This window comes from Micromonospora sp. NPDC047620 (assembly GCF_043205005.1).
GTDB lineage: Bacteria > Actinomycetota > Actinomycetes > Mycobacteriales > Micromonosporaceae > Micromonospora.
Genome location: NZ_JBIDDG010000033.1, coordinates 28,550 through 41,573 on the forward strand (window position 1 = coordinate 28,550; position 13,024 = coordinate 41,573).

Here is a 13,024-nt window from a genome sequence, read left to right on the forward strand (position 1 = left end):
GCGCCCTGCAGCGTTGCCGCTGTGGGTTTCCCCGGACCGCCTTTCGGCTGAAGCGTCGCTGGCACCTCGATCGCGGGCCTGCTCGTCGGAGATGTCGAGGAGCGGGGTTCGCCGGCGAGTCCGCCTACGGGGCGATGCTCCACGACGCCCGCAGACCGCAGAACGTCCACGTCGGGCAACTCATCATCCCCGGTGCCATCGGCATCACTGCGACCATCCGAGCTCGGGTGGGGTGGTGCGCACGCCGGTTCCGGCGTGAGCTCGCCAGCGAGGCAGCGGTGTAGGGATGTCTTGGGATGCCGGTCTCGCTGGCGATCCTGCCACGCTGGTCCGCGGGTTCAGCGGGGTTGACGGTCAGCCGCAGGAGGCGTCCCGGCAGGTCACCTCGATCTCGTAGAGCCTGGCCTGCCTGTCCCGGCTGCCGAGCACGTCGAGGCGGATTGCAGTTGCGCGGACCGGAGTGAAGGTGTGCGTGGTGACCTTGGTCGTGTTTCCGGTGACTTCGCTGAGCGACTGCCAGGCACCGTCGACGAACCCAGAGATCCGGTAGGCGGTCAGCTCGTACCCGCCGTACTGGTGCAGCCGCACGGTGTCGATCAGCTCCGGATCGGCGAACTCGACCCGTAACCAGTGGCTGTCGCCCGGATCGGTGATCCAGCGACTACCGGCGCTGACCACGTTGCCGTCGATCACGTGCGACGGCACGTACTGCCGCCACCAGCCCGACGCGGTGGCCGTGGCGCCCTCGGATGCCAGCGCCACGTTGTGCCACACCGCACCGAAGATCGTGGTGGCGCTCGCGGCGAACTGTCGGGGTCCGTCCGGCAGCACGCCGTGCGGGGCGTCGACCGTGACGGTGGCGCTCTGCTCGGCCGCGAGTTGTCGGACTCCCACGGTCAACGGAACCTCCACCACCGCGAACGGCGCGAGCCGCACCTCCGCCGGGGCCGGGGCGACCCACCCGTCAGGGACAACGGCGCTGAGCTGTGCGGTCACGGGTGCGCCGACGTCGTTACGGAGCACCGTGGTGACCCGGGCCTCCACGTCCGACTCCGGCCGGACCGTGGTCCGCAGGGGCAGGGCCGAGACGGTGAGCAGCGAACCGCGGTCGGTGAGGGCCGTGCTCAGTGCGAGGGTGGGGAAGGCTTCCAGCTCCTGGTAGCGCGACCAGGCCAGCGTCATCTCCCAGGACTCCAGCCGGTGCACGGCCGCGGTGACCTCGTAGCGGCCGTCGTTGCCGGCTCGGACCGGGGTGCCGGCGAACTCGTCGGCGAAGAGCTGATTGGCCAGCTGCCTGGTCTGCTGCACCGCGAGCTGGTTGGCGCCCTCGAACACCTTCGTCATGTACTGCGGATCGTCGCCGTTGTTCCGAGCGTACGCCTGGACCTGGCTGAGCACCTGGTTGCGGTAGACATCGGTGTGGGTCAGCTCCTGCAGCGTCAGCTCGACGTGCGCGGTGGCGGCACCCAGGAGGATGGCCTGGCGCGCCTGCTGGAAGGGAATTCCCTTCGACTTGCCCGGGAAACCCGGCAGGCGTCCGGTCCGGCTCGCCTGCAACAGCGCTGCGCGGACCACCGACTGGGAGACGGACAGGCCGATGTTCCAGCCGGACCAACCGGCCAGTTCCCCGAACCGGATCCGGGGGGCGAGCAGCGAACGTAGCTCGCTGTCCACCTTGCCGGCCAGCGCGTCGTCGCCGACTGCGACGAGCCGGCCCCGGGCCACCGCGTCGTGGATCCGGTCGGCAAAGGGTTCCAGGTTTCCGCCTCCGGCCGTGTTCGCCATCAGCAGGATGTCGGCGTCGGAGCTGTCCGAGGGGCGGGCGCCGAGGGTACGCACGTATTCGTCGACCAGGGTGGCGTAGGGGACGTCCTGATAGGGGGCCACCCACTGGTCACCGGGGGTCCGGGACCACTCGACGTCGACCGTCGGGGAGGCGCCGAGCCGTTCGGTGATGTGCTTGGCCACCAGCAGCGCGCCGAGGATGTCCGCGCCCGGGTAGATCCTAACCCGGTCCTGGACCCCGAGCTTCGCCGTGAGCGCGGCCAGGGCAGCTTTCTCCAGGCGGTGCGGGCCGTGCTCGGTGGCGTCGTCCTGGCCGAGGATCAGGTAGTCGATGGTGCCGTTCGCGACCCGTTCGATCATGTCGCGGTTGATCTGGTGGTCCCGAGCCCGGGCACAGAGGAAGTCCGCCTTGATCTCCTCGGGGATCTCGTTGGCGACCTGCTCGTACTCGGCCCGGCGTTCCTCTTGTCCGAGGTTCTCCACCTGATCCATGAGGATCGCCCAGCGCCGGATCGGGCCGGAGTGGATGCCCGGGTAGCTGCTGGTCGGCTCGATGGTGAGGCGCATGATCACGTCGAAGGCGTACAGCGGCTTGTCGGGGTTCGTCCGCTTCACCTCGTCCAGCACGGCGAGCCGCCGCCGGGCGTCGGCCAGGCTGGTCTGGCAGGTCCGGGAGGCGACCAGGCCGCCGTAGGCGAGCATCGGGGCCGCGACCACCGAGCCGTCCGCGTCGGCGGCGGCCTCGCGCCACCAGGTGCCGACCGCGTCGGCCTGACCGTAGGTGAAGTACTCGCCGAGCAGGTCCTTCGGGGGTGTCAGCGCCTGGTGTCCGCCGGCCTCGGCGACCGCGACCGGCGTGTACGCGGTGAACGGCCGGTCGTCCAGCGGTACGACGGCGAGCTGGCCCAGGTTGGCCGGCGGCCTGGCGGCCGTGGCCGGAGTGCCCGGGAGGGTGAGCGCGAGGGTGAGGGTGACCGCGGTGGTGGTGATCACGCTGAGGGTGCGGGGTATCAGTCGTCTGTTGCGACGCATCGGTTCACTTTCGTCGGGTGGTGGACGAGGTCATCGGAGTTCGGTGGCACGGTCACCGGGTGCCTGGGTGTCCGACCGCCTTGAGGATGCCGAGCCCGTTGTGGGCGACCGGGAGAGTGCCCCGGGTGCCCTTGCACAGGTATTCGGTGGTGTCGCTGTCACCGTCGAGGTCGTTGGTGTCCTGGGCGGGCAGGAACATCGCGGCCAGTGAGCGGTCGAGCGGGGCGTAGAGCGCGTCCTGCCGGTTCGCCTGCTGCAACCGTTGGTAACCTGCGGTGAGATTCCAGGTGGAGATCGTCGAGTAGAGGTTGCTCCAACTGGAGATCTGGTCCACGTAGCCGCCCGGCGGGGTGGTGGGCTGGCCGATTCCGTCGACGAACGGATGCACGCCGTAGGTCAGGTAGTAGGCGCGTGGGTCCTGCATACGCAGCAGGAACTCGCCGATGCCGGTGGCCGCGTCGAGGTATCCGGAGGCGCCGGTCGCCTGGTGGGCGGCCAGCAGCGCCTCTCCGCACGCCGCGTTGCCGAACGAGGTGAAGTAGCGGATCTGGCCGTCCGGGGTGCTGGCCACCGCATCGTCGAAGATCTTCGGCGCGTCCGGGTTCTTGGTGAGCCGGTGGGCGAGTACCGCGCTGGCGAACTCGTCGATGAGCCCGGTCTCCACGCTCGACAGCGACCGCTGCTCGTACGCTACCCGCTGGTCGAGGTAGACCGAGATGAACTGGAGCGCGGTGCAGGCAGCGGTGCTCTGCTGCGGCCCGCCGATGGTGCACGGACTCGCCGCCGTGCACGTATGGCCGGCTACCACGAGCTGGTTGCCGTAGACGTGTTCGACGTCCCGGCGCAACCCGTTCCGTACCCCGTCGTACGACGCCACGAGCCAGTCGAAGTAGCTGTCGACGAGAGGGACCGGGGTGGCGGCGACGGCCGGGGCGGTCGGGACCGGCGCCGCGACGCCGACGATGAGGGCGGCCAGCAGCGCCGCCGCCCGCGCCCTCACTGTTGCCCCCGGTCCGGGGTCAGGACGATCCGAGGCTCGGCGGCGATCTCGCCGGTGCGGTTCCAGGGCAGGTGGATGTGCCAGGCGTCGAGCCGGTCCACGCGGGCCGCCACCGGCGCTCGTCCATCACTGCCGAGGGCGAGCGTGGCCCCGGCGAACTCGTCGGCGAACAGTTTCTCGGCGTACGGGACGGTGTTGTCGACCGCGTACGCGTTGATCTCGGGGAAGTAGGTCCTGATGTTCTGCGGGTCCGGCTCGCCCAGCGAGATCGCGTAGGCGGTGGTGGCGGTGCGGACGTTGTTGCGGTACGAATCGGTCTGCACCAGCTCCGAGATGGACAGTTCGATGCTGGCTCGCGCCGCGTCGTGCAGGAGTGCCCGCCGTGCGGCCAGGATCGGCTCACCGACGGTGGCCGGCGCGCCGGGTGGCAGGTCACCGCGGGCCGATCGTTGCCGCAGCGCCAAGCGGGACATTGCCTGGGCGAGGCTGATCCCGACGTTCCAGCCCGAGTAGCCGGCCAGCTCGACGTACCGGATCCGGCCGTTGAGCAGGGACAGCAGCCGCCGGTCGGAGTGCCCGGCGATCGCGTCGTCGCCGAGGGCTACGAGGCGGCCGGCCCGGAGGTGGGCCACGAGGCGGTCGGCGAACGGTGCCACTGATGCCGAACTGCCACCCGTGTTGGCCATCAGGACGAGGTCGGACTGTTCCGGCTGGTCCACGACCGTCCCGCCGAGGATGTCGACGTAGCCCCGAATGAGCTGGGCGTAAGGGATGTTCTGGTAGGGCGCTGTCCAGGCCTCTCCCGGCACCCGGGAGTACTCCACGCTCACCCGGGGCTGCACGTCGGCGTCCCTGATAGCGATCTTGGCTATGAGCAGGGCGGCTACCACGTCGGCACCTGGGTAGATCACCACCCGATCGCCGACGCCGAGCTCGGCGATGCGGGCGGCGAGTGCCTGGGACTCCGGTCGGTGTAGGCCGTGGCCGGTGGCGTCGTCCTGGCCCACCACGAGGAAGTCGAAGGTTCCTTCGGCCGCCCATTCGATCATTGTCAGGTTGACCCGGTGGTTGCGTGCCCGGGTGGCCAGATAGTCGCTCCGCACGTCGGCCGGGATCTGGGACTCCAGCGCGTCGAGGTGAGGGCGCTTTTCCGCCATTCCGAGGTTGTCGACCTCGTCCTTCACCGTCGCCCAGGCCCGTAGCTCGTTGCGCCACGGCCCCTCAGGGGTTAGCCGCATGATGGTGTCGAAGGCGAAGAGCCGCCGGTGTGGGCGGCTCCGTCGGACGGCCCGCACCGCCGCCAGCCGGGCGAACACCTCGGTCTCGGGTACGGAGCTGTTGCGGGAGTTGAGCAGTCCACCGTAGGCGAGCATCGGTAGGGCGACGACCAGCGCGTCCGCCCGCGTCGTTGACGAGGTGAGCCACTGGCCGACGGCGCGTCCATCGCCAGGGGTGAAATGCCGCCCCAGAGCTTCCCGTGGCGGCAACAGGGTGTCGTAGCCAGCGCCGGCGGCGATCTGTTGCGGGGCGTACCAGGTGTAGGGCCGGTCGTCGAGCGGCACCAGGGCGATCCGGCCGAGCCGTGGGGTCTGTGCCCGGGCATGGGCCGGGCGGCCGAGGGCGGCGAGGCCGGCGCCGGCAAGACCGGCGAGGCCGGCTGCCCGGAGAAGGCCACGGCGGGAGAGGGCGTGATCAGGCATGTCGGCTCCTTGCGTTGCCGGGGGATGCGCTGAGTCTTGGATCGACAAGAACTCCGGGTCAAGACCGCCGGAGCCCGTAATACGTATTACTTGCTCCGGCGGCCCTTGACACCGGTTCTGCGGGCCGGGCAGCATCCTCCGCAACAATCCCCGCCGATACGCGACGCTTCAGAAGGTGGCCGATAACCGTGTCCGCAGTACGGGGCAGGCTGACGCAGCACGAGATCGCGCGGATGGCCGGAGTGAGCCAGACGACGGTGTCACTCGTGCTCAACGACCGTTGTGAGGCGGCCTGGCGGATCGCCCCGGAGACCCGGGAACGGGTGCTGCGCGTCATCCGCGAGACGGGATACGTCGCCGACCCGCTCGCCCGACGGCTGCTCCAACAGCACAACGAGATCCTGGGCGTGTTCACCTACGAGTCGGTGTTCCCGAGCACCAGCGCGAACTTCTACCACCCGTTCCTGTCCGGCATCGAGGCGTGTGCGGAGAACATCGGGTGCGACCTGTTGCTTTTCACCAGCGCCCCCGTCAACGGCGGCAGCCGGCGGATCTTCCACGACAACAACCGCATCCGACTCGCCGACGGTTGTGTGCTGCTCGGTCGGGAGATTCCCCGCGACGAGCTGGCCCGGATGGTCGCCGGGAACATGCCCTTCGTGTCCGTCGGTCGACGTGACGACGCCTATCTACCCTCCGGTGAGGGCGGTCCGGTGCCCTGTGTCGGCGCGGACTACGCCCAGGCCACCGCCGCTCTCGTCCACCGCGCCGTCGACCTCGGGCACCGGGTGGTGGCGTACGTCGGCGATGGTGCCGGCGCCGAGTCCGCGGTCGACCGACTGGCCGGCTTCACCGCCGCGGTCGTGGAGACCGGAGTCGACGGTCTCCACGAACCGGTCGACGGACGAACCCCGGCGGAACTGCTCGACGCACTGCGCTCGACCCGGGTCACCGCCGTCTTCTGCGAGGAGCTGGTCGAGGCCGTCGCGATGACCGAGGCGGCGCGGACCCGAGGCCTGTCCGTGCCCGGTGACCTGTCCCTGGTGGCACTCGGCGATCCCACCCGACCGGCCGAGACCGACCTTGAATTCACCGGCTTCCGCATCCCCAGGAAGAAGATGGGCTGGCAGGCGATCGAGGTGCTCAGCGACATCCTGCACGACCGGAGCAGCGACCACCAACGGCTGCTTCCGTGCGAACTGGTCGAGGGCGAGACCCTCGCTTCCCCCTGACCCGGCAACCGACCGGAACTGACCAGCGGAACACGAAACTGGAAATGGGCTTCCCCCGCAGTGTGGGCACCCTGACACGCGGTGCCCGTCCCGACCGTCGTCCTGCCAGGTCTGGCCGGTGTTCTTCACGGTGGGCAGCCTGCTCACCGTGCTCGACGCGGCACCGCACGCGCCTCGGTCCGCGCCACCCGACAACGCCCGGGCAGCAATACAGGCCGCGCCGCGTCGCGTCGCCAGGAGACCCTCGCCGTGTGCGCGACTGGGATGCCGCTGCTCGTCCTGATCATGATTGCGCCGCGGCACGAACACTCCCTGGTACGTCATGGCCGCCCCGCGTGGTGACGGCCCGGGCGGGCCATCACCACGCGGTTGTTCGCGACCCGGCCGGCTCAGGCCGGTTGCCCGCCGTACACCACCGTCGTCCTGGCTGAGCAGATCGAACTGTCCGCCCGGCACACCTGGTAGGTAGCGGTGCCGCGGCCTTGGACGTCGATGGGATCGGTGTGGGCGCCATCGTTGGGCACCGTGCCGACCAGCGTGCCGTCGCGGTAGATGTCGACGTCGACGGAGGTTGCCCCCTGCCAGGTCAGATCCACCAGGAGTTGGCCCCTGTCCCGGCGTACCGAGGTGCCGACGGTGATGGTGTCGCGGTCGAGGTTGGTCGCGTAGCTTCCCTTCGCGGTCGCCAGCAGCAGGCGGGACGGACCGGCGAAGGTCAGCGTCCGAGGTTGCCGTACCCCTTCGATGCCGCTGCCGAACGGGGAGAACGTGGTGCCGGCGTCCGCGGAGCGGACGACCCGGGGGTCGGTGTTCAGCGACATGTACAGCGTCCGCCCGTCGACCGGGTCACAGGCCAGGTCGGCAACACTGGCGTTGCTCGTCCAGCCGGTGGATTCCCACGTGACGCCGCCGTCCAGGCTGCGGTACACGCCAGTGGAATTGGGGGTCAACCAGGCCGCCAGGTAGACGACGTGCGGGTCGTGGGACGACGTGCACAGGTATGGATTCATGGACCTTCCGGACAGGCCGATCATCGACGTGAACCACGAGGTGCCGCCGTCTTCCGAGCGCAGGACGCTGCTGGCGTAGGCGCCGCTCCGGTCGTTGATCGACGCGATCATTTCCTGGTCGGTGCCGTTCTCCACGATCTCGATGTCGAGTGTCGCTTGGCCGGACGGTCCCTCGTGGACCTTGGCCCAGGTCTGGCCTCGGTCCAGCGTGCGCCAGATCGTGGCTTCGGTGCCGGCGTACCCGAAGTCGGCGCCGGTGAGGAGGATCAGGTCCGGGTTGGTGCGGCTGAACCGGATCGTCGTGAGGTCAGACTCGTAGAAGGCCCCCTGGTCGGGGCCGAGTACGGTCCAGCTCCCGTCACCTCCGCGCCGGTAGAGCCCCTCCTGGGCCACCGTCGTGGGGCCGTTGGAGAGGGCGTAGAGCGTGCCGTCCGGGGCGAATCGGACGGTGCTGTACCGGGTCGGCGGCACCGGCTCCCGCTTCCAGGTGGTGCCGCCGTCGGCGGTGGAGTAGACGCCGCCGGTGTTCTGTCCCTGGAAGGCGATCGCCATCTCGTTCGGGTCACGCGGGTTGACGTGGATGGAGCGGAGGTCGATCTCGGCGATGCCGTTCGACGACTGGGCGAACGACGTGCCGCCGTCGGTGGAGCGGAAGACGGCCTGCGTGTCGGTGCCGAGGATGACCTGCCGCGAGTTGCCGGGCGCGAAGCGGATCGACCGCCCGGTCAGAGTGTTGGTACCGCCGACGCTGATCTCCCAGGTCGCGCCGCCGTCGGTGGTGCGGTGGACACCGGTACCGGCCGTGGTCACCAGGATCGTGTCCCGGTCGTGCGGATCCACGGCGATGCCTTGGACCACCAGAATCGGCCAGCTGCTGTTGTGCAGTGGGGTCCAGGTCACACCGAGGTCGGTCGACTGGTAGAGGCCGAGGTACTGGTTCGAGAAGAGCTGGCCGCCACCGACAAGCAGCCGCGTTCCGTCGTACCCGATGTCGAACAACGGGCTGGTGGGAAGGCCGGCGGAGCGTTTCGTCCAGGTGACCCCGCTGTCCCGGGTGACCCACACCTGGCCGGCGTCGAACGCGACGATCACCGTGTTCGGGTCGTTCGGGTCGATCGCGATCGCCCTGCCGGACAGCGCGGCACCCATCGCCGGTGTCCGGTTGGTCCAGGTCACGCCGCCGTCGGCCGACCGCATCAGGTTGACCTTCTGGGAGCCCAGGGCATTGGCGATCCCGGCCCACAGCACCGACGGGTTGACCGGGTCGACCGCGACGCTCAGGACCTGGTCGTTGAGGCCGATGTTGAGGTTGCTGGCGACCCAGGTCAGGCCACCGTCGTTGCTGCGCCACACGCCGTCCTGGGTGCCGACGTAGGCGGTTCCGCCAGCGGTGAACTCGATGGCGAAGACGCTCCTGCCGTGCAGCGCCGGCACCTCGGACCAGGTGGTGCCGCCGTCGCCGGAGCGGTACAGACCTCCGTTGTATCCACCGCCCGGTGCGTAGCCGGCCAGCACGATGTTGGGATCGGCAGTGGACACGGCGGTGTCGTAGATGTCGCCACCGGGCGGCCCGAGCAGCGACCAGGCCGCCGCCGTGGACGTCACCGCGGAAGCGGTCTCGCCCGCCGTGGGCGTCACGGCAACGCCGTCCGGGTGGTGTCCGTGCGCGTCCGCGGTCAGACCCGAACTGTCCGTCCACTGGCTGTCGCTGGCTGCCGTCTCGGCGGCGGCCGTGCTGGCTGCCAGCACCGTGCCGCCGGTGAGGCCGAGCGCCAGCAGGGCACCCAGAGCACGTCGCAGTCGACTCGTACTCATGACTCGTTGTCTCCTTCTTTGGGGTGGGCGCCGACGTGACCGGTCATCCCTGCTGGCCTGCGAACCGCACGGTGATCTTGTTCGAGCACTTCAGCGTGCCGGCGTGGCACACCCGGTAGGTGTACGTGACGGCGCCTGAGCCGTCGACGGCGTCGGCGTATGTGCCGTTGTTGGGCACCGTGGCGACGCGCGTGCCGTCACGGAAAACGTCGACATCGGTCGAGGTGGCGCCGTCCCAGGCCAGATTCACGACGGCGTTCCCCCGCACCCGGTGCGCCGCGGCGCTGAGCTGGATCGCCGTGTCGACCTTCACCTTCACCACCCGACCCGGCGAGCTCAACGTGCCGAGATAGACGAAGCCACCCTGCGGGTCGATCACTGCGGACAGCAGCGAGTTCTCGCCGCCGGCCAGCGTGGCCGCGCCGACCCGCTGGAAGCCGGCGAGCTCGATCTTCACGACCCCGCCGGGTGCGGTGCCGGTGCCGAAGTAGGCGTACCGACCGGCCGGGTCGATCGCCGCCGTCAGCAGCGAGTTCTCGCCGGTTGCGAGTTCGATCGCCTCGACCCGCTGGAAGCCGGCCAGGTCGATCTTCACGATGCGCCCCGGTGACGTGCCGGTGCCGAAGTAGGCGTACCTGCCCACCGGGTCGATCACCGCCGAGTAGAAGAGACTCTCGCTCACCATCGCGATCACCCCGACCTCCGCGAACGTCGTCAGGTCGAGCTTCACCACGAGCCCGGGCGCGGTGCCGGTGCCGAAGTAGGCGTACCCACCCGCCGGATCGATCACGGCGGAGCGCAGGTTGTCCACGCCGCTGCTCAGCGTGGCCGCGTCCACCCGCTGGAAGGTGTTCAGGTCGATCTTGACCACCCGTCCCGGTGCGGTGCCGGTGCCGAAGTAGGCGTATGCCCCCGCCGGGTCGATCACCGCCGACCGCAGGTAGTTCTCGCCGCTGTCGAGCGTGATCGTGCCGACCCGCTGGAAGGTGGCCAGGTCGATCTTCACGATGCGGCCGGGTGCGGTGCCGGTGCCGAGGTAGGCGTACCTGCCGGCCGGGTCGATCACCGCCGAGTTGAGGTTGTTCTCGCCCTCGGCCAGGGTGATGGCACCCACCCGCTGGAAGGTGCTCAGGTCGACCTTCACGACCCGACCCGGGGACGTCTGCGTACCGAAGTACGCGTACCGGCCGGCGGGATCGACCAACCCGGAGAAGAGTACGTTCTCACCGGCCGCCAGCGTCACGGCGTCGACCCGCAGCGGGACCCGGATGGCGATGCCTTCCAGCGTGATCGCGTGCGGGCCGTCGACCGCGTCGCTGGTCACGGTCACCGGCGCCGTCGCCGGCTCTTCGACGGTGGGCGTGAACGTGTACGCCACGGTGCAGCTTTCCAGGTGCGAGAGCGTGACCGGTAGGGCGCCACAGGTGCCGCCGGACTGCGCGAACCCGACGCCCGACTCGGTGATCGCGCTAACCGTCACCGGTTCGGCACCGGTGCCGGTCAGCGTCGCCGTCAACGGTCCGGCCGTGTCGCCGATCTTCGTCACGCCGAAGTCGAGCGAGCGGGGTGCCACGCTCAGTTGTCGTCCGTCCGGTGGTGCCAGGGCGAAGTCCCGGGCGGCGGTGCCACCCTCGACGACGGTCGCCGCGCCGCTCGTCGCCTGGTATCCGAACGCCGAGGCGGTCACGGTGTAGCTGCCGGCGGGCAGGGTGATCGCGTACCGGCCGTCCGGCCCCGTGGTTCGGGTCCGGTTCACCGATCCGGCGATGGTGATGGTGGCACCGGCGATCGGCGTGTTGGTGGGGGCGGCGAGCACCGTGCCGGTCAGTTGTCCCTTCGCCGGACGCGGCGCCTGGGTGACGGCGGCGAGGGCGTCCAGCTTGCCCTGGCCCCACACGTTGTTGTTGCCGCTGGTACCGCCGCAGGTGAGATCCGCGGTGTCCATGGCGGAGCCGTCCAGGATGGACCGGGTGGCGGCGATGTCGCGCTCCAGCGCGGGCGCGGCCGACCAGAGCAGCGCGACCACGCCCGCCACGTGCGGGGAAGCCATCGACGTGCCGGTGAGCGCGCCGTAGCTGCCATTGGCGAATGACGAGCGTACCGCGACACCCGGGGCGGCGATGTTCGGTTTCACCTGGTCAGCACCCCAAGCCGAGGGGCCGCGGCCGGAGTTGACGTACAGGGCGCCGTTGACGTCGAACGCACCGGCCGAGTACGCCTCGGGCAGGTTGCCGGGGTTGCCCGCCTGTCCACACGTCGACCCCGGGTTGCCGCTGGAGAACTGGGGGAAGATCCCGGCCGCCACCCAGGCCTGGACGGTGGGCTGGTACCAGGGGGAGGTGGTGGCGCCGCCACCCCAGGAGTTGTTGATGATGTGCGGGCGGAGCGCCGGGTTCGGGTTCTTTCCACGCAGGTCGGTGGGGGCGAGCATGAACTGCCCGCTGGACAGCAGCGCGGAGGACGTGCAGGAGTTGGACTCGCAGCCCTTCGCGGCCATCCACTTCGCCCCGGGCGCCACCCCGATCTGATTGGCCCCGCCATCGTTGCCGACCATGGTGCCCACGGTGTGGGTGCCGTGGTTGTTGTTGTCGCACGGCACCAACGACGGGGCGCCGCACACGCTCGACGGGTCCCACCAGTTGTAGTTGTGGTCGAACGTGCCGTTGCCCAGGTTGCCCCGGTACTGCTTGACCAGCGCCGGGTGGTTGTACCGCACCCCGGTGTCGATGCTGCCGATCACGATGTCCTCACCGGTCACCGCGTGCTGCTGCCACACCTGCGGGGCATTGACCCGGCTGATGTTCCACTCGACGGCCGTGATCTGCGATTCCTCGTCGGCTGCTTCCGGCGTGGGAATCTGGTAGATCTGGTCGGTGGCGATCTGGGTGACCTCTGGGCGGGCGGCGATCCGCTTCAGCAGCGCCGCGTCGCCGGTCACCCGGACGGTGTTGGCGATCCAGTACGGCTGGTGGCTCGCTCCCGCGGCCTTCAGCATCGCCACCAGACCAGCCTGGCTGGCCCTGGCGGTGCCGGTCAGCCTCTCGTACACGAACCGGCCCTGCGCGGCCCGATCAGTGATCCTGGCCGCTCCGGAAAGGTCGGCCCGGTCCCGCAGATACACCCAGAAGGTGGCGGTACCGTCCGCGGCAAGTGTGGTGTGCAGCGCCGGCTCGACCGATGCCGTCCGGGTGGGTGCGGCTACCACCGTTCCTGGTATCCCCAGGACGAGCAGCATGGCCGTGACCAGGACGGCACCCAGTCGGAGCCTTCGCCACCGAGGGGCGCTCACGAGCGTCGGGGAACCCGTCGCCAATCCATTCAAGGAACTCTCCTCTGTCCTCGCGGTGCGGTCTCGCCCGCTGTCCCTTGTCGGGCCTGAGTCCGTAGCGGCGGAAGGGCTCATACCGACCGCCATCCGCCCTCGTGCCGGGTCCCCTCAGCCGTCTCGCC

General features: G+C 69.8%; 6 protein-coding genes. 1 reads left to right on the forward strand and 5 read right to left on the reverse strand.

Going from position 1 to position 13,024, the window contains the following annotated elements:
• Positions 1–354: 354 nt before the first annotated feature.
• The 3 genes from ACGF5C_RS29035 to ACGF5C_RS29045 are packed head-to-tail and all read right to left on the reverse strand — an operon-like array spanning position 355 to position 5,517.
• Positions 355–2,817, reverse strand: a complete 2,463-nt coding sequence (locus ACGF5C_RS29035; RefSeq protein ID WP_393306684.1) for a DUF4127 family protein — start codon at positions 2,815–2,817, stop codon at positions 355–357.
• 52 nt (positions 2,818–2,869) lie between these two features.
• Positions 2,870–3,817, reverse strand: coding sequence for a hypothetical protein (locus ACGF5C_RS29040; protein WP_393306685.1), 948 nt, complete (start codon positions 3,815–3,817; stop codon positions 2,870–2,872).
• Entirely contained in the window at positions 3,814–5,517 is a 1,704-nt protein-coding gene (locus ACGF5C_RS29045; RefSeq protein ID WP_393306687.1) for a DUF4127 family protein, read from the reverse strand. Before ACGF5C_RS29045 ends, ACGF5C_RS29040 begins: the two co-directional genes overlap by 4 nt.
• A 188-nt stretch (positions 5,518–5,705) precedes the next feature.
• Between ACGF5C_RS29045 and ACGF5C_RS29050 the strand changes: the two genes are divergently transcribed.
• Positions 5,706–6,749 carry a LacI family DNA-binding transcriptional regulator gene (locus ACGF5C_RS29050; RefSeq protein ID WP_393306689.1) on the forward strand — a complete coding sequence of 348 codons (1,044 nt, stop codon included), beginning with the start codon at positions 5,706–5,708 and terminating at the stop codon, positions 6,747–6,749.
• Between the two features lie 389 nt (positions 6,750–7,138).
• Here ACGF5C_RS29050 and ACGF5C_RS29055 read toward each other — a convergent pair whose 3' ends face one another.
• Positions 7,139–9,574, reverse strand: coding sequence for a hypothetical protein (locus ACGF5C_RS29055; protein ID WP_393306691.1), 2,436 nt, complete (start codon positions 9,572–9,574; stop codon positions 7,139–7,141).
• A 43-nt stretch (positions 9,575–9,617) separates the two neighbouring features.
• Entirely contained in the window at positions 9,618–12,809 is a 3,192-nt protein-coding gene (locus ACGF5C_RS29060) for a S8 family serine peptidase (protein ID WP_393306693.1), read from the reverse strand.
• Positions 12,810–13,024: the final 215 nt, after the last annotated feature.

What these genes read in the sequence shown, in the direction of transcription:
- ACGF5C_RS29035 (WP_393306684.1), bottom strand. Translation starts at nt 2,817, where the DNA reads ATGCGTCGCAACAGACGACTGATACCCCGCACCCTCAGCGTGATCACC.
- ACGF5C_RS29045 (WP_393306687.1), bottom strand. Translation starts at nt 5,517, where the DNA reads ATGCCTGATCACGCCCTCTCCCGCCGTGGCCTTCTCCGGGCAGCCGGC.
- ACGF5C_RS29055 (WP_393306691.1), bottom strand. Translation starts at nt 9,574, where the DNA reads ATGAGTACGAGTCGACTGCGACGTGCTCTGGGTGCCCTGCTGGCGCTC.
- ACGF5C_RS29060 (WP_393306693.1), bottom strand. Translation starts at nt 12,809, where the DNA reads ATGCTGCTCGTCCTGGGGATACCAGGAACGGTGGTAGCCGCACCCACC.